Genomic DNA, 16408 nt, shown 5'->3' with positions numbered 1-16408 from the left:
TTCTGTTGTATAATAGTAACACTAATTGGAATATTTACAGGGAGTTATCAGTATGACGGAAAAACCGGATCAGTCTCTATTTACAAATCAAGGCCCGCTAAAAACCAATAGCTTAAAAAACCAAGCCTATCGCCAAATTAAGGATGCTATCTTATATCGGCGGTTGAAGTTGGATGTAGTCTATTCTCAAGATGATATTTGCAGTCAATTGGGTATTAGCCGCACTCCAGTACGAGAAGCACTTATAGAGCTGCAAAGTGAGGGCTTTATTGAATTTGTTCGTGGCAGAGGGTTTAAAGTTGTCGAGATTACACGCCAGGAGGCCTTGGGAATTATTGAACTCCGGCAGGAAATAGAAATTTTTGGCGCTTCTTTGGCAGCAGAACGAATCACGGATGCGCAGTTTGACGAATTAAAGAAACTTTATCAAGAGATGTTGGACGCTGGCGCAGATAGTGAATCCAGTGTGCTGTATCGGCTGGATTATAAATTTCACGCCTTAATCTTTGCCGCAACGGGAAACAGCTGGCTGGAAGAATTGAACGTAAAATTGCGGGAAAATTTCCTGCGGATTGAAACCCAACGAGCTTTTGCTACCCGCACGGCGGCTAAACAAGTATTTGGAGAACATCTTAAAATTTTGAATGCCATGGAAGCTCGGAATCCCACAGAAGCCAAGCGCGCGATGAAGAATCACATGAAGCATACGTTTAAGAGAACGTTGGTCAATATTATTTCTTTGGCAGAATAGAAATAAAAGAAAAGATAGGAAGCAGCAGGAAAATCTTTGCGATTTCCCTGCTGTTTTTTTCGCTCTCTAAAGCTATTGCATACGCAAATCGTACAATTGCTGTAATAATTTGGAATATACACAACAAAAACGTTGTTAATCTGGCCGCTAAAGACTGTTGGATTCTTCCATGGGTATATCGTTATAATGCAAATAGAAGAAAATTATTTGAGGAGGCGTTTATGATGAGTGCGGCGGCGATGTCACTATTGGTAATTTTAGTTCTAGCGATTGTATTGGTTTGGGACCGTTTCCCCATCGATATGGTTGCTCTGGCAGGTGCAATTGCATGCGGCTTGCTGGGTTTGATCAAGTACCCGGATATTTTTATTGGTTTTGGCGGAACTTCCACCATTCTGTTGGTAAGCATGATGGTTGTAGGTTCATCTCTATTCTATACTGGCTTGGCGAAAAAAATCAGTATGGCGTTTCTGAAGGTTACCGGTGATTCGGAAAATGGCCTGATCATCACGGTTACCCTGCTGGGGGCTCTCTTGTCTTCCATCTGCAACAATATCGGCGTGGTTATGACCTTGATGCCCATTGTTTTAAGTATGTGCAAGACCAGCCATATTTCTCCATCCCGGCTGTTGATGCCCATGTCCTATGGGGCTGCAGTAGGTGCTATGCTGACGCTGGTAGGTACGGTAACTTCTGTTATAGCTAGCGCAGTACTGAATGAAATGACTGGCAAGAGCATTGGCTTTGTGGAACTGGCTTGGCTTGGTGTACCGCTGACTCTGGCAACGGTGGTTTACATGGTCACCCTGGGCAAGAAGCTAATTCCCAACTATGATATTGATATGAGCAAAATCGAAATCGTGGATGATACCATGGCAGATACCAAAAAGATGTGGATTTCTGGTATTATCCTGATTGCCGTAGTTATTGGCATGGCTTTTGCACCCAAGAGTTTCCCACTATACATGATTTCCAGTATTGGAGCGTTGATCCTGATTCTCACGGGGTGTATTTCCACTAAACAGGCCTATAGCAGCATCAGTTGGACCACGGTGGTAATCTGCGGTGCCATGATGGCAGTCAGCGGTGCTGTCAGCAAGACCGGCGGTGCCAAATTGATTGCTGACTGGGTAGTAAGTGTAATTGGCGGCAATGCCAATCCCTATGTGATTACGGCAGTCTTCTTCCTAGTGGTCATGGCTTTGACCCAGTTCCTGTCCAATATTTCTACTATGGCACTGATGGCTCCCATAGCTATTTCTATTGCTAATAGCGTAAATGTTGACCCGCTGGCTATGGCTATCGTGGTGGCTGTAGGCGTTAACGCGGCGTACCTGACTCCTGTAGGTACCCAGTCTCTGACAGTTATTGCAGAACCTGGCCATTACAAGTTTACGGACTTCTTTAAGGTGGGCCTTCCTATTGCAATCATCAACTTTATTTTGGTGATGATTATTGTTCCGCTGAAGTGGTTCTAAGCGTAAGACAGGCAAAGGAGAAAAAATGGACAAGTCGATTTTGAACGGTATTATTGATACGCATATTCATACGGCACCGGATCCTTATACGAAACGGCGTTTTGATGATTTTGAGATTGCCAAGCAGACCCATGAGTATAAAGCTCGCTGCATTGTGATTAAATCTCATGCGATGGAAACGGCTGCAAGAGCCCAGTTAGTGAATAAGGAGTATGATGACCTGGATGTGTTTGGCGGTATCACGCTGAACCAGTGGGTTGGCGGCTTTAATCCCTATGCAGTGGATGCAGCCATTCATTTGGGTGGTAAGATTGTCTGGCTGCCCACACTGTCTTCCTTAAATGATCGCGAAAGCAAGGGAAAGAGGGGAGGTCTGTACTGCCTGGATACTTGGGGGCATGTACGGGCGGAGTTGGTCGAAATTTTAAAGCTTATTGCGGATGCCGATATAATTCTTGCTACAGGGCATATCGACTATACGGAAATGGTTGCCGTAGTGGACAAGGCAAAAGAAGTGGGCGTCAAGAAAATTATTGTCAACCATCCGGAATTGTTCCGAACAAAATTGACGGTAGAACAGCAGCTGAACCTTACCCAGTATGACGTATACTTTGAACGGACCTTCGGTATGCTGGATCCGATGCATCAGCATATGCCTATTGCCCTGGAAAACATCCAAAAAGTGGGTGCAGCCAGTACCATACTGGCTACAGATGTGGGGCAGGTCAACAACTTGGACTGGAGCGATGCTTACTTCACTTTCATGAAATATTTGCTGGAGCATGGCATTTCTCAAGCCGATATGGAAGTAATGACCAAGACTAACCAAAAGAAACTGCTGGGCCTTGCGTAAGCGCAGTTAAACCATCTTGTTGAAAATTGAATTATTTTAGCTCTTCATAGGCTAGCGTTTGAAACACTGGCTCATGGGGAGCTTTTATTACTGTGAAAAAAGTCACAGTTATTACATTTCATACGAGTTTTAAACGCTGGTATTGCAAGCTGGACGTATGGCGTAAGGGCTAAGGAGTACAGGTAAGAAGGAAAAGCTTCTCTTATAGGAAACGTCTATTCCAAATAGTCAAAATATAAATAATTTATTGGTTGACGAAACCGGAAAAGTGTGGAAAAATTAAGAAAGATGGCGTAAATCAATCGCGTTGAGGGAGGAAAGCTAACGATATGAAAAGTACATTTGTGATGGCTCAATTACAAGCGCTTCCAGATCCTAAAGATAATTTGGAGAAGGCAGAACAGGCAATTAAAGATGCAAAAGCCCAATATAACCCGGACTTTATGGTATTCCCGGAACGGTTTATGTTCCAATATCCGGAAGGAACGGATCGGAAGACCATTCTTTCTGCATCCCAGCCTATCAATGGTCCCTTTGTTACGGCTATGAGAAAGCTGGCCAAGGAATACGGGGTCTGGATGGTCTTTGGCATGAACGAAACGGTGCATGATGACAATGATGACCGGAACTACAATACCAGCGTTATGGTGGACAACAACGGGGAAATCAAAGGTACCTACAGAAAGACCCATTTGTATGATGCTTTTGGCCACCAGGAATCTGCTGACACGAAACCGGGGAATGAACTGTTCAACCCGGTAATGACGCCTTTTGGCAAGATTGGGATGTTCCTGTGCTATGAAATCCGTTTCCCGGAAGTGGCCCGGGACCAGACGGCCAAAGGGGCTGACATTATCATTATGCCGGCAGCCTGGGCTAAAGGGGATTTGAAGAGCCTGCATTTCAAGACCCTGATTACTTCCAGAGCCGTAGAAAATACGGTGTACGTGCTGGCCTGCGACCAATGCGGCCCGTCCTATCTGGGCGAAAGCATTGCCGTAGATCCTATGGGCGTATCCGTGGGCGGCGGCAGTGAAGAAGAAGAATTGATTCCTGTTCGGATTGATACCGACCGGATCAAGAGCGTACGGAAAAAGCTCCCCTCCTTCAAGAACCGGAGACCGGACGTATATCTGGTAAAATAAGCGGAAAACGCTGGATAACTGCATAAATAAAAAAGCATCGCCGGAAGGGTCTAGTCCTTTCCAGCGATGCTTTTTTCTATTGCTGGGCGGCAGGTGAGAATCAAAAAATTGCGTTTTTTTGGTTCTCACCTGCCGCTTTCCCGGTTGAAATGATAAAAATTGCGTTTTTTTGTATTTCAACTTAGGATTCTGAGGAAGGCTGGAAACTATGCCAATTCGTTATCTATAAAAATAACATGGTAAACCAAGCTGGCTATGGCAGGTATTATACGAAGAACGCTGCTGTTCCGCTTTCTTTGCTGCAGCGTCAATTTTTAGGTTGTGCAATTCCCTCGGAAAAACTGTTTGTGGGTTTAAATAGAAGATGCTAGGATTTAAGAAGCAGAGAATCATCTCTTGGACTCCGCATGGACTAAAAAAAACTGGGGGAAAGGCGTGTGGTAGGCATGGAAGAACGGGTAGCGGTGTCACTGGAAGAAGCCAAAGAAACGGCTGTCTCCATTTTGGAAGGGCTGGGAGTTCCTGCCAAGGACGCGGAAATAACCGCAGAAATCTTGATTGATACAGAAGCTGGCGGGGTAGAAAGCCATGGATTAATCCGGTTAAAGGATTACGTGGACCGACTGGTAAGCGGGCAGATTGAACCGGTGCCTCAAATCAAAATCAATGAGCAGGGAGCTATTGCCCAAATTGATGGTGGTTATGGGCTGGGCCAGGTAGTTACTATGAAAGCGGCTGACGAGGCAGTGAAATTGGCCAAGTTATATGGTATTGGTGCTGCAGCTGTTCATCATTCTAACCATTTTGGCGCCGCAGGATATTATACCCGGTATATGGCGAAACAGGGCTGCCTGGGTTTTTGTTCTACTAATGCTGGCCCTACTGTAGCCCCCTATGGCGGCTTAGACCGATTGTTTGGCACCAATCCCGTATCCATAGGTTTCCCTGCAAAGAACGAAATCTTCTGTGCTGATATGGCTACCAGTGCTGTGGCCAAGGGGAAAATCCGGATTTACGCCAAGGAAGAAAAGAAGATTCCCTTTGGCTGGGCGCTGGATGCCCAAGGGCAGGATACAGATAATCCCCACGCTGCCTTAAAGGGAATCCTGCTGCCCATGCGGGAACATAAAGGGTATGGACTGGCTATGGCTGTGGATGCTATGTGCGGATTGCTGACAGGAGCCAATTTAAGCTGCGAATCTGTCTCGGTGGTGGATGCCAACCGAAAAGCGGATATCGGACACTTCCTTTACGCTGTGGATATTGCTCATTTTCTGCCGGTGGCAGAGTTTGAACAAAGGGCACAGAATTGGTTTGATAAAATCCGGGACAGCCGGCCTCGTACAGGAATGAAGATTCAGATTCCCGGGGAACCGGAAAGGGTACAGCAGCAGGTTTATGGAGATACTCTTCAGATTTTGACAAAGACCTGGAATACTGTGAAAGAGTGCTATCAAAAATATGCAAAAAAATAAGGAAGTTTAGTGATAAATAAACATAAAAATACAGCAGTTACGTAAAATGGCGTTACTGCTGTATTTTTTATAGTGATTTTAGCATAAGCGGCTGGGGTAATTAGGAAATTAGGGGGAAATCTCCTAGGTCGTTAATGATTCGTTTGTATCGATTAAATTCTTCCCGGATCAGCTGCAGCATAAATTGTGCATACTGGGGAAGCTGTTGATCCTTCAGGGTGACAATACTAACGATGGTGGAAGGCAGGTCTCCCTTGAGTTTTACAATCTGGGGCATGCCCAGAGCGACACTTTGGCTTTGCCAGCATAAGTATAGGTAAATTGGGGTAATAAGGCAGACCCCATAGGAGGCCAGCCGCAGCATCAGGCGCTGGTTGTTGGTTTCCAGTACGTGGTGGGGATAGACGGAGTGGGCGGCGTACATTTGGTCAATGGCTACGCGAATTTGGTTGGTTTCCGGCCGGTGGAAGAAGGGGAGATCCTGGAGCTCCAGAAGGTCCACGCCTTCCTTCAGGTAGTGCTGGAAATCCTGTTCTCCGGTTTCCGGCCGGTACTGCAGCAGCAGGGACTTGCTCAGGGCGCAGCACAGGTGTTCTTCCACCAGGGGTTCCACCTGGATATCCCGAGCCTCCGGCACGTTCAGGCCCACGCACAGGTCAATCTGGTGGGTGCGCAGCATGTCCAGGAGCTGGTCGCTGTTGTATTCCTTAATCTGGACTTCAATATGGGGATATTTTTCCTGGTACCGTTCCCAGATGTCCCCGAAAAAGGCTTCGCTGCGCTGGCGGGAGGCGCCAATGCGCAGGGTGCCGTAGTGGCCCTGGACCAGGTCTGCAAAGCGGTCCGTCATGTCCTTTTCTTCCCGCAGCATCTGCTGGACGTAGAACAGCATGGCTTCCCCGGCAGGGGTCAGGCGGAAGGCGGGCTTCCGCTCAAATAGGGTTACTCCGTACTTATTTTCTAGGCGTTTGATGTGGGCACTCAGGGATTGCTGGCTGATGTACAGCTTTTCTGCTGCCTTGGAAATATTGCCTTCTTTGGCAACTTCTACGAAATACTCAAAACCTAGTAAGCTCATACTTTCCTCCACAATCAGATAGCTGTCGATTTTGCAATTAAATACTGTTTTATCATTGTTTAAAAATATGATACCGTAAATACAGATAAAAGAAAAGTACTGGGAGGCTATTTCCTATGTTGAAAATTTTGGATTGTACGTTACGTGACGGCGGCAATGTGGTGGGCAAGGGCTTTGATGCCAATCTGACTTCTATGATGCTGAAAGCACTGATTGACTGCAATGTGGACTATATTGAAATGGGCAACTCCGGCGGCATTGGGGCCTACGAAGTGGCTGGTTTCACCAAGGCGGAAACGGATGAAAAGTACCTGGAGCTGATGCAGCCGTATGCGGCTACGGGCAAGGTGGGGATGTTCCTGAACGCCAAACGGTATCGCCAAAAATACGTGGAACTGGCTGCTGCCAATCACCTGGCTTTCCTGCGGGTGGGCGTGGATGCCGATGAACCGGATCTGGCTATTGAACCCATTAAGGTCATCAAAAAGAACGGCATGAAGGCGTTTTATTCTGCTATGAAGGCGTACATCGTTTCTCCGGAAGAACTGGCAGAATCCGCCAAGAAACTGGAAGCGGCCGGCCTGGATGAATTTACCATTATGGACTCTGCAGGCTGCATGCTGCCGGACGAAGTGGAAAAGACCGTGGAACTGCTGACCAAGAGCGTAAGCATTCCCATCGCCTTCCATTGTCATAACAACCTGGCCCTGTCTGCGGCCAATGCCTTGGCTGCCTACCGGGGCGGCGCTTCCGTACTGGACGGGGGTCTCATGGGGATGGCCAGAAGCGCTGGGAACCTGCCTACGGAAGCGGGCATTGCGGTGCTGCAAAAATACGGGGAACTGAAACACATCAACCTGTACAGCCTGCTGCAATTCATCAACGATGACTTGGAACCCATCATGAAGAAGGACCATGATTACCATAACCCCATTACGCCCTTTGACCTGGTACTGGGCATTACCGGCCTGCACTCCTCCAAGAGCGCTTTGTTCAAGAAGGTGGCAGCAGAAACGGGCGTTAACCTGTACCAGCTGATGGTGCATACGGCGGTTATTGACCGGAAGAATCCGTCTGAAGACCTGATTCGCAAGGTGGCTGGGGAAATCAAGGCATAAGCCAAGGGCTAAGGAGGTAAATGGAATGTTTGAAGTATTGCTGGCAGGGACGTTCCCTGCAGGGACTTTGGAAAGAATGCAGGCTATGGTAAAGGGTACGGACATCAACATCCGGGCCGTGGTGACCGAAGAAGAATTTGCCAAGGAAAATGACGTGGACGCCATTGTGCTGCGGATTTTGAAGATGCCGCGGCCGGTGATCGAGCGTTTCTCTTCCCGGCTGAAAATGATTATGCGCTGGGGCGTGGGCTATGATGCCGTAGACGTGGCAGCAGCCCGGGAAAAGAACGTGGACGTCTGCAATACGCCGGGGGCCAATGCCTATGCGGTCAGCGAACTGGCAGTGATACTGATGCTGGCGGTGGGCCGGAAATTGATCTGCCATGAACGGAAGCTCCAGGAAGGGGTCTGGAGCCGGGAACTGTACACGGCCCAAAGCAGCTCCCTGAACCACAAGGTGGTGGGGATTGTAGGCGGCGGCAACATCGGCCGTCAGGTGGCTCAGAAGGTACAGGCCTTTGGTGCCACCACCCAGTACTATGATCCGTTCCGGCTGCCGGCAGAAATGGAAAAGGCCTTTCATATGACCTATGTGGATTATGATACCCTGCTGGCCACTTCCGATGTGATTACCTACCATGTGCCCCTGACTGACGGCACCAAGCATATGCTGAACGCCGACAATATCAAGCAGGTGAAGGACGGCGCCATTGTCATCAATACTGCCCGGAGCGGCATTGTGGACGACAGCGTGCTTGTGGAAGCTGTAAAGAGCGGTAAACTGAATGGCGCTGGTCTGGACTGCACCGAGGAATCCCCCATTTCCAAGGAGAACCCGCTGCTCCACGACCCCAACATTGTGGTAACGCCCCATATTGGCGGCACCACCAATGATATCTCCGATTCTATTATGCCCATGATTGTAGAAAATCTGAAGCGGCTGGCGAATGGAGAAGCACCGAAGTACGTGGTGAATCCGGCAAAGTAAGCTTGAAATAAAAAACACTCCTCCTTTATAAAAAGAGACTGCTTGGCAGAAAGTTTTTCGTGCCAGGCAGTCTCTTTTGTCGGCTGCTGGGAGCGGGACGCAGTTGGGGCTTTTGGTATTATCATTCGAAAAAAGCATAATGAAAAATGACGGATTGCTATTTTGCATTTTGCAGAGTGGGTTTTATAATGGAATTAGAATTGTGCGCTGGCGCCTGGGAGCGGGTTTGGCTCTCCCGGCAGCTGCGTGCAAAACGGCGGCAACGCTTTCAGGGTTGCCGGGAAAGGGGCAGGAATGGAATATTTTACGCTGAATAATGGGGTGAAGCTGCCAGCGGTGGGATTTGGAACCTGGGATGTACGGGGTGAGGCCGGCAAACAGGTGATTCTAACGGCGCTGGAGGTGGGCTATCGTCTAATCGATACGGCCCAAATGTACGGGAACGAGGAAATTGTGGGGCAGGCGGTACGGGAAAGCGGCCTTGCCAGGAAAGACGTCTTTATTACTACCAAGCTCTATCGTCCCAGCTGCAGCTACCAAAAGGCCAAGGAGGGCATTGCCAAATCCCTGGAAGCGCTGCAAACGGACTATCTTGATCTGCTGCTGATTCATGAACCCTACGAGCAGGCGCTGGAAATGTACGAAGCCCTAAAGGAAGCCTATGCAGCAGGCAAAGTTCGGGCCATTGGCATATCCAATTTTGAACCTAAAGCTTACGACTGGTTCCTGAAACAGTGTGGGCTGGTGCCTGCGGTCAATCAGGTGGAAGCCCATGTGTATTATCCGCAGCTGGAACTCAAGGCGCAGCTGGACCGCCAGGGCACGCAGATGCAGTCCTGGGGGCCTTTTACCGAGGGGCGGCATAATATCTTTGCCCAGCCGCTGCTGAACCAGATTGGGGAAAAATACGGCAAGACGGCCGGCCAAACGGCGCTGCGCTATCTGCTTCAGAACGGGATTGCTGTAATTCCCAAATCGGTGCACCGGGAGCGTATGGAGGAGAACCTGCATTGTTTGGATTTCCAACTGACGCCGGAGGATATGGCCCAGCTTAGCACGTTGAACGAAGGCCGTTCCTTGTTTGGGTGGTATTAAGGACCTTGACGGGCCGGGCAGAATCTCGGTCGTCTTGGGCTGACAAGTCATTTATGGGAGGCATAGCATGAAAAAACTCTTAACGATGACCCTGACGCTGCTGCTGGTGCTGGGGCTGACGGCCTGCGGCCAAACGACCCAGGGTAATTCGGCTGGCAGCAAGGCGGCTGCGCCTGCGGTCGGAGAAAAGACGGCGGCTGGGGAAACCAATCCCGGCCATTTTGATTTGAAAGCTGGCACGGTGACGCTCAACAGCGGCTATAAAATGCCCATTATGGGTATGGGGACCTATTCCCTCAGCGACCAGGTGTGCTACGATTCCATTACTACTTTCCTCAAAGCGGGAGGGCGGCTGATCGACACGGCCTACGCCTACAACAACGAGGCCGCAGTGGGTCGGGCCATCCGGGACAGCGGGGTGCCCCGGGAGGAAATCTTTGTGATTACCAAGCTGTATCCCAGCCAGTATGGGGACCCTGAGGCGGCCATTACCCAGGCGCTCAATACCCTGAATATCGGTTATATCGACATGCTGCTGCTGCACCATCCCGGGGAAGGGGATGTGAAAGCCTACCAGGCCATGGAAAAGGCGGTGGCAGCGGGGAAAATCCACTCCATTGGCTTGTCCAACTGGTACCAGGCGGAGCTGGAGAAATTCCTGCCCCAGGTGCAGATTACGCCGGCCCTGGTGCAAAACGAAATCCATCCCTATTACCAGGAGCCGGACGTGGTGCCCTATATCCAGAAACTGGGTATTACGGTCCAGGGCTGGTATCCGTTGGGCGGCCGGGGGCATAACCAGGAACTGCTGGGGGATAAGACCCTGGCGGCCATTGCCAAAGCCCACGGGGTTACGCCTGTCCAGGTGATTCTCCGGTGGAATCTCCAGCGGGGCGTGGTGGTGATTCCCGGTTCCAGCAATCCCAAGCATATCAGGGAAAATCTGGATTTGTTGGGCTTTAGCCTGACGGACGAGGAAATGGCGCAAATTGCGGCACTGAATCGGAACGAGAAACACGATTGGTATTAAAAAACTGCGTGGCACGAACAGGCTTCGTGTCACGCAGTTTTTTTGTCTTAGCGGTACTTTTTATCCATGGTATGGAGGATTTGGGCGGCAGCCCGGACATCCTCGGTGGTAATGCCCTTGTAGAAAATCATCCGGACGAATTTGTCCAAAATGGGGTTAATCAGGAGGCCTTGTTCCTTGGCCTTGCGGCAGAATTCGTGGTTGGACAGGCCGGTGGGGGTGACATCCAGCAGCAGGATATTGGTCTGGACGGCTTTGGGGTTCGGGGATACGATGGCGTTCAAATCCTGGAGCAGGGAAGCGCACAGGGCACAGTGGTCGTGGTCCTCCTGGAGCCGGTCCCGGTTGTGCTCCAGGGCATAAATGCCGGGGGCTGCAATGATGCCGGCCTGGCGCATACCGCCGCCAATCATTTTCCGGGTATCCCGGGCCTCCCGGATGAAGGCATTGGTGCCGCAGAGCAGGGAGCCAATGGGGGCCGCCAGGCTCTTGGACAGGCTGAAATCTACGGAATCCGTGTACTGGCACAGCCGGGCCACGGTGGTTTTAAGGTGCAGGGCGGCATTAAAAATCCGCACGCCATCGGTGTGGACGGGCACGTGGTACTGTTGGGCCAATGTGTAGATCTGTTTCAGGCTTTCTTCCGTAATGCAGGTGCCGCCAGAGAAATTATGCGTATTTTCCAGGCAGAGCAGGGAAATACCGCCTTTTTTCAATTGGTCTTCAATGACATTCAGGTCCGGCTGGAAATCTTCATCCAGAGGGTACGTAGCCCGCTGGAGCTGGCCAAAGCGGGGAGAAAAAGCGGTTTTCTCGCTTTTGTCCAGGTGCTGGAGATTGTTGACCAGTACACGGTCTCCTGGCCGGCACCAGGTAAGCAGGGCCGTCAGATTGGTCATACTGCCGGAACAGCAGAGCAGCCCCGCTTCCTTGCCGGTAAGGGAAGCTGCCAGGTCTTCCAGTTTGTTTACCGTGGGGTCCTCGCCCCGGCCATTTTCGTCAATGCGTCCGTCATCGCCTACCGGGGCGGTGAGGATGGTTTCCAGCATGGGCAGGTCAGGCTGGGTTAAGGTGTCGCTGCGCAAATCAATCATAGGGGGCCTCCGTAACAGGGAATAAAAAAATAGACAATTTTATTATAGTGTAGAATAGGAGAAGTGCAAAGAATAAAATAAAGGGAGGAAAGAAATAAATATTTGTCCATATAAACGAACTTATATGTGTCGAAAATGAGAAAAGTAAAATTTAAAAAGACAAAAGTACGCGTGTAAAAGCACTGTAACAAAAGAATACACAAAATAACAGGTACATGAGTGTATAAAATAAAACGAAAAATAACAAGGAAAATACGAACATTTCCCTATAGAAGGAAAAAGTTGAAACAGGTTTATAGCATATAATATTATAATATTATAATGTTTCAGCAACGCTGAAAATAGGGAGGAGATTGCAGTGACTTGGCAAATGTGGTTGGTAATTGGATTGTTTTTCTGGGTGTTTATTGCCCTGAATTGGAAGATTGCTGATCCGATTATCGTGGGGATTTCGATTCCTACAATACTTGCGCTGACCGGGATTTTGAATCCGGCAACGGCTTTTTCGGATTTTTCCAATTCAACCTGTATGTTCTTTATGAGTATGTTTGTCATTGGACGGGCCATTATGAAAACCGGCCTGGCAGACACCATCGGCAGTACCATCATTAACCTGATTGGCAGGACGGAAAGACGGCTGACCCTGAGTGTGGCGGTAGTTTCTGCCAGCATGAGCGCCTTTTTGAACGATACAGGGACCACCGGGTGCCTGATGCCCATTGTAGGGGCTATGGCCCAAAAGGCCCATGTGAAGCTGTCCCGGATTTACATGACCTTGGCTTTCTTTGCTTCCATGGGCGGTACTATCACTCTTGTGGGTACCACACCCCATATCATTGCCAGCGGCCTCTTGGAAAAAGCCGGGTATCAAGGCTATGGCTTCTTTGAATTTACCAAAGTAGGTCTCCCCATTACCATTATCGGCGGGCTGTATATGTACTTTATTGGCAGCAAAATGCTCCCTGAAGTAGAAACCAGTTATGACGATGTACCGCCGGTAGCCAAGAAGGATAAACGGGGCATGGTGATTACGTCTCTGGTCTTCATTATTTTGGTGGTAGCTATGGCTACCAAGATTATGCCTTTCCATTTGGCTGCTGTATTGGGCAGTATCATTGTGGTAGTTACCAAATGCATTACCGTAGATGATGCCATTTCTTCTTTTAGTATGCCTACCCTGTTCCTGGTAGCCGGTGTGTTCCCCTTGAGCGGCGCTATGGCAAAGACGGGTGTAACCCAAATGCTGATTGGTTTCCTGGGTCAATATACCTCTTCCGTAAGCCCCTATGTGGGAATCCTTTTGATTTCCGGCCTGACGGCTTTCCTGACCCAGTTTATGATGGGCACGTCCTTGTCCGCTATTATGCTGCCCTTGGGCATTGTGTACGCCCAATCCCTGAACTTGGATCCTCGGGGTGTGGTTATGGCCATTGCCGTGGCATCTTCCTTGGCGTTCTGCACACCTTTTGGCACTGGGCCCAACCTGCTGGTGTGGAAACCCGGCGGCTATGAAATCAAGGATTATTTCAAGGTGGGCCTGCCGCTGGTAACCCTGGCTTGGCTGGTAGCTTCCACCATTATCTGGTATTTTTACGAATTTATGAAATAAAGAAGAAAATTTGAGGAGGTCTTGAAAAATGTTTTTGCTGAATGAACGTGTACAAGGTGTGACTCCGGAACTATTGGATTTGTATGAAAAGGTTTGTCCTTCTACCATTGGTCATATGACTGACTTTGGTTTCATTACCGGGCTAAAGCCCTTCCAGAGCAACTTCCATTTTGTGGGCAATGCGGTAACGGTGCAGCTGCCCCATATGGATTCCATTGCCATCCATAAGGCCGTGGATGTGGTAAAACCGGGAGATGTGCTGTGCGTCAATACTTGCAGTGAATACGACCGGGCTCCTTTGGGCGAACTGGTGGGCTATGCCTATAAGACCAAAGGCGTGGCTGGGGTTATTATTGATGGCTGCATTACAGACGTGAAAGCCTTGAAGGAAATGGGACTCTTGATTTATTCCTATGGCGTCAGCGCCCTGACTACCCGCAGCCTGGGTATTGAAGGCATGATCAATGTACCCATTGCTATCCAGAATGTAGTGGTAAAACCTGGTGACCTGGTGGTGGCTGATGATGATGGCATTTTCGTAGTGGATCCCAAGTTTGCCAAGGAATACGGCGAACGGGCCATTGCCAAACAAAATGGCGAACCGGCTACCAAAAAGCGCATTGACGCTGGAGAAAGCCTGCCCCATATCAACGGAAACTACAAATATTTTGAGAAAGCGTGAGCGGGATGGAAGCGTTATTAGAAGTAGAGGCGAAAGCCTTTATAGAACAAGATCAGGAGTATATCCGGTCTTTCCGCCGGAATATGCATCAGCATCCGGAGCTGAGTTATAAGGAATTTGCAACAACCCAGCGGATTGCTGCAGAATTGGAAAAACTGCCAGGTGTGGAAGTAACTACCTGGGAAGGAAAAACCGGAGTAATGGGTGTTCTGAAAGGTGGTAAACCCGGTAAGGTGTTGGCTCTGCGGGCGGACATCGATGCTCTGCCCATGACCGAAAAATCCGGACTGCCTTTCCACTCCTTGGAGTCCGGGGTGGCCCATAGCTGTGGCCATGACCTGCATACTTCTGTACTGTTGGGTACGGCCCGGGCAATGAGCCAGGTCCGGGAAAATCTGCCAGGTACAGTGAAGTTTATTTTCCAATGTGCGGAAGAAGCTTTGGGTGGTTCCGAAAGCATGATTGAACGGGGTGTCCTGGACGACCCTAAGCCAGACGCTATTTTTGGGCTTCATACTTGGCCTTTCCTGCCGGCAGGTACCATTGGCTTTAAAGCTGGTTCCTTTATGGCTTCGGCGGATTCTTTAGATGTGGTTATCGAAGGAAAATCCGGTCATGCGGCCCATCCAGACAACTGTGTGGATCCTATTGTGGCTGCAGCTGCGGTTATCCAAGGGGTGCAGAGCATTGTCTCCCGGGAATTGCCGCCTACCAAGGGCGCGGTGGTTTCCTTCTGCGTAATCCAGGGCGGTACGGCTCGGAACGTGATTGCGCCTTCCGTTACTTTGCAGGGAACGGTGCGTACCACGGATACGGAGGTGCGCAACAGCATGGAAGTACGGCTGCGCCGAATTATTACTTCCATTGCTGCAGGGTATCGCTGCGAAGCCAAGATTACCTACACCAAGGGGCCGGCTCCGGTTATGAATGATGCGGCACTGACGGATTTGGCTCGGAACGCGGTAAAGGCTGCCTTAGGCGAAGAACAGGTCAGCGAGCTGGCAGAACCCTCCCTGGGAAGTGAGGATTTCTCTGCCTACCAGGAACGGATTCCTGGGGTGCTGTACCGTTTGGGCACGGCCAATGACAATCCCCAGTCCAAACTGGGGATGCACAATCCGGCCATTATTTTTGACGAAAAAGCTCTGCCTACGGGTATTACGGCAATGACTTCTGTTGCCCTTGCCTATCTGGAAAAATGATATAATGAGGTGCGCAGGAAAATGTAAGGTTTTCCGGCGCACCCTTTTTCCAAAGGGGATAACCCAAGAAGGCGAGTGGAACATATGGCAGAACCATTGCATGAAAAAATCTATCAATATCTGTATCAAAAAATACAAAAGCATGAATACGAGGAAGGAGAAAAGCTGCCCACGGAAAGTGAGCTGAGCGATTTCTTTCAAAGCAGCAAGGCGCCGGTACGCCAGGCGTTGGAAAAATTGGGACTGGAAGGTTTTATCGTCCGCCGGCCGGGCAAAGGCACTTATGTAGCCGTTCATCAGGCCTGGCCCCATTTAAATCTGGGGGGCTTTGGACAGGAGTTTTCCGAGAAGTCGGCGCTGATCTATTGCAGAACCTTAAAGGTAGAGGAAGAACCCCTGCCTGCCTTTTTACAAGGAGAACCGGGTTTGGAAAACTGCTTGACCATTACAGGGGTAACCCGGGTTCGGTATTATAAAAGCAAGCCCCTGTACTATTTGCACCATTATGTGGCCGGGTTGGAACGGGAGCTGATTCAGCAGGAAGGAAATTTTGCTTCCATGCTGGCCTTGTATGATAAGTACCATCGGGCCATTGGGCAGACGGCGGAAGTCTTGGAAGCCGTAGGGGCCCAGGGAGAAGCGGCAAAGCAGCTGCAGGTGCCGGAGGGAACTCCGGTGATGCAGGTAAGCCGGAAAACGTATGGGCAAGATGGCAGATTGGTTGAATACGTACGATTTTATGTACTGACAGCGGACTGGAAGTACCGGACCAGCTACAAGAACCGGGAATAAGGTCCGTCAAGCAATAAT

15 protein-coding genes are annotated in these 16408 nt (G+C 49.7%); 13 read left to right on the top strand and 2 right to left on the bottom strand.

Annotated features, from left to right (window positions below):
- The first annotated feature begins 52 nt into the window (after positions 1 to 52).
- The 5 genes from C7E10_RS06270 (at position 53) to C7E10_RS06250 (ending at position 5702) form a co-directional block, all read left to right on the top strand.
- Entirely contained in the window at positions 53 to 751 is a 699-nt protein-coding gene (locus C7E10_RS06270; RefSeq protein ID WP_105326476.1) for a GntR family transcriptional regulator, read from the top strand.
- A gap of 224 nt (positions 752 to 975) precedes the next feature.
- Positions 976 to 2229, top strand: coding sequence for an SLC13 family permease (locus tag C7E10_RS06265; protein WP_160101838.1), 1254 nt, complete (start codon positions 976 to 978; stop codon positions 2227 to 2229).
- Positions 2230 to 2254: 25 nt separating this feature from the next.
- Complete coding sequence (locus tag C7E10_RS06260) at positions 2255 to 3082, top strand: DUF6282 family protein (RefSeq protein ID WP_105326474.1); 828 nt, start codon at positions 2255 to 2257, stop codon at positions 3080 to 3082.
- A 329-nt stretch (positions 3083 to 3411) separates the two neighbouring features.
- Positions 3412 to 4227 (top strand): carbon-nitrogen hydrolase family protein, encoded by an 816-nt coding sequence (locus C7E10_RS06255; RefSeq protein WP_105326473.1) that lies wholly within the window; start codon positions 3412 to 3414, stop codon positions 4225 to 4227.
- Between the two features lie 446 nt (positions 4228 to 4673).
- A complete protein-coding gene (locus tag C7E10_RS06250) occupies positions 4674 to 5702 on the top strand; it encodes an Ldh family oxidoreductase (protein ID WP_158572318.1) in 1029 nt (342 codons plus the stop codon).
- 100 nt (positions 5703 to 5802) lie between these two features.
- On the opposite strand, the gene C7E10_RS06245 is transcribed toward C7E10_RS06250, so the two are convergent.
- Positions 5803 to 6780: a LysR family transcriptional regulator gene (locus C7E10_RS06245; protein ID WP_105326471.1), complete on the bottom strand. Its 978-nt coding sequence runs from the start codon at positions 6778 to 6780 to the stop codon at positions 5803 to 5805.
- A 116-nt stretch (positions 6781 to 6896) separates the two neighbouring features.
- Between C7E10_RS06245 and C7E10_RS06240 the strand changes: the two genes are divergently transcribed.
- The 4 genes from C7E10_RS06240 to C7E10_RS06225 all read left to right on the top strand — a co-directional run bounded on the left by C7E10_RS06240 (position 6897) and on the right by C7E10_RS06225 (position 11011).
- Entirely contained in the window at positions 6897 to 7898 is a 1002-nt protein-coding gene (locus C7E10_RS06240) for a hydroxymethylglutaryl-CoA lyase-like TIM-barrel protein (RefSeq protein WP_105326470.1), read from the top strand.
- A 25-nt stretch (positions 7899 to 7923) separates the two neighbouring features.
- Positions 7924 to 8886, top strand: a complete 963-nt coding sequence (locus tag C7E10_RS06235) for an NAD(P)-dependent oxidoreductase (RefSeq protein ID WP_105326469.1) — start codon at positions 7924 to 7926, stop codon at positions 8884 to 8886.
- Between the two features lie 294 nt (positions 8887 to 9180).
- Positions 9181 to 9981: an aldo/keto reductase gene (locus C7E10_RS06230; protein WP_105326527.1), complete on the top strand. Its 801-nt coding sequence runs from the start codon at positions 9181 to 9183 to the stop codon at positions 9979 to 9981.
- Positions 9982 to 10048: 67 nt separating this feature from the next.
- Positions 10049 to 11011, top strand: a complete 963-nt coding sequence (locus C7E10_RS06225; protein ID WP_105326468.1) for an aldo/keto reductase — start codon at positions 10049 to 10051, stop codon at positions 11009 to 11011.
- A gap of 47 nt (positions 11012 to 11058) precedes the next feature.
- Here the strand turns inward: C7E10_RS06225 and C7E10_RS06220 are convergent, their stop codons facing one another.
- The gene (locus tag C7E10_RS06220) at positions 11059 to 12105 is read right to left on the bottom strand and encodes a GntG family PLP-dependent aldolase (RefSeq protein WP_105326467.1); all 1047 of its coding nucleotides are present in this window, start codon (positions 12103 to 12105) and stop codon (positions 11059 to 11061) included.
- A gap of 358 nt (positions 12106 to 12463) precedes the next feature.
- Here C7E10_RS06220 and C7E10_RS06215 point away from each other — a divergent pair, with 358 nt between their 5' ends.
- The 4 genes from C7E10_RS06215 (at position 12464) to C7E10_RS06200 (ending at position 16390) form a co-directional block, all read left to right on the top strand.
- The gene (locus C7E10_RS06215; RefSeq protein ID WP_146109047.1) at positions 12464 to 13714 is read left to right on the top strand and encodes an SLC13 family permease; all 1251 of its coding nucleotides are present in this window, start codon (positions 12464 to 12466) and stop codon (positions 13712 to 13714) included.
- Between the two features lie 28 nt (positions 13715 to 13742).
- Positions 13743 to 14396 carry an RraA family protein gene (locus C7E10_RS06210; RefSeq protein ID WP_105326465.1) on the top strand — a complete coding sequence of 218 codons (654 nt, stop codon included), beginning with the start codon at positions 13743 to 13745 and terminating at the stop codon, positions 14394 to 14396.
- A gap of 5 nt (positions 14397 to 14401) precedes the next feature.
- Complete coding sequence (locus C7E10_RS06205) at positions 14402 to 15598, top strand: M20 metallopeptidase family protein (protein ID WP_105326464.1); 1197 nt, start codon at positions 14402 to 14404, stop codon at positions 15596 to 15598.
- Positions 15599 to 15682: 84 nt separating this feature from the next.
- Complete coding sequence (locus tag C7E10_RS06200) at positions 15683 to 16390, top strand: GntR family transcriptional regulator (protein WP_105326463.1); 708 nt, start codon at positions 15683 to 15685, stop codon at positions 16388 to 16390.
- Positions 16391 to 16408 lie beyond the last annotated feature (18 nt).

It is taken from the genome of Acidaminococcus hominis (genome assembly GCF_900291475.1).
GTDB lineage: Bacteria > Bacillota > Negativicutes > Acidaminococcales > Acidaminococcaceae > Acidaminococcus > Acidaminococcus hominis.
This window is presented reverse-complemented; position numbering and strand designations above follow the sequence as displayed.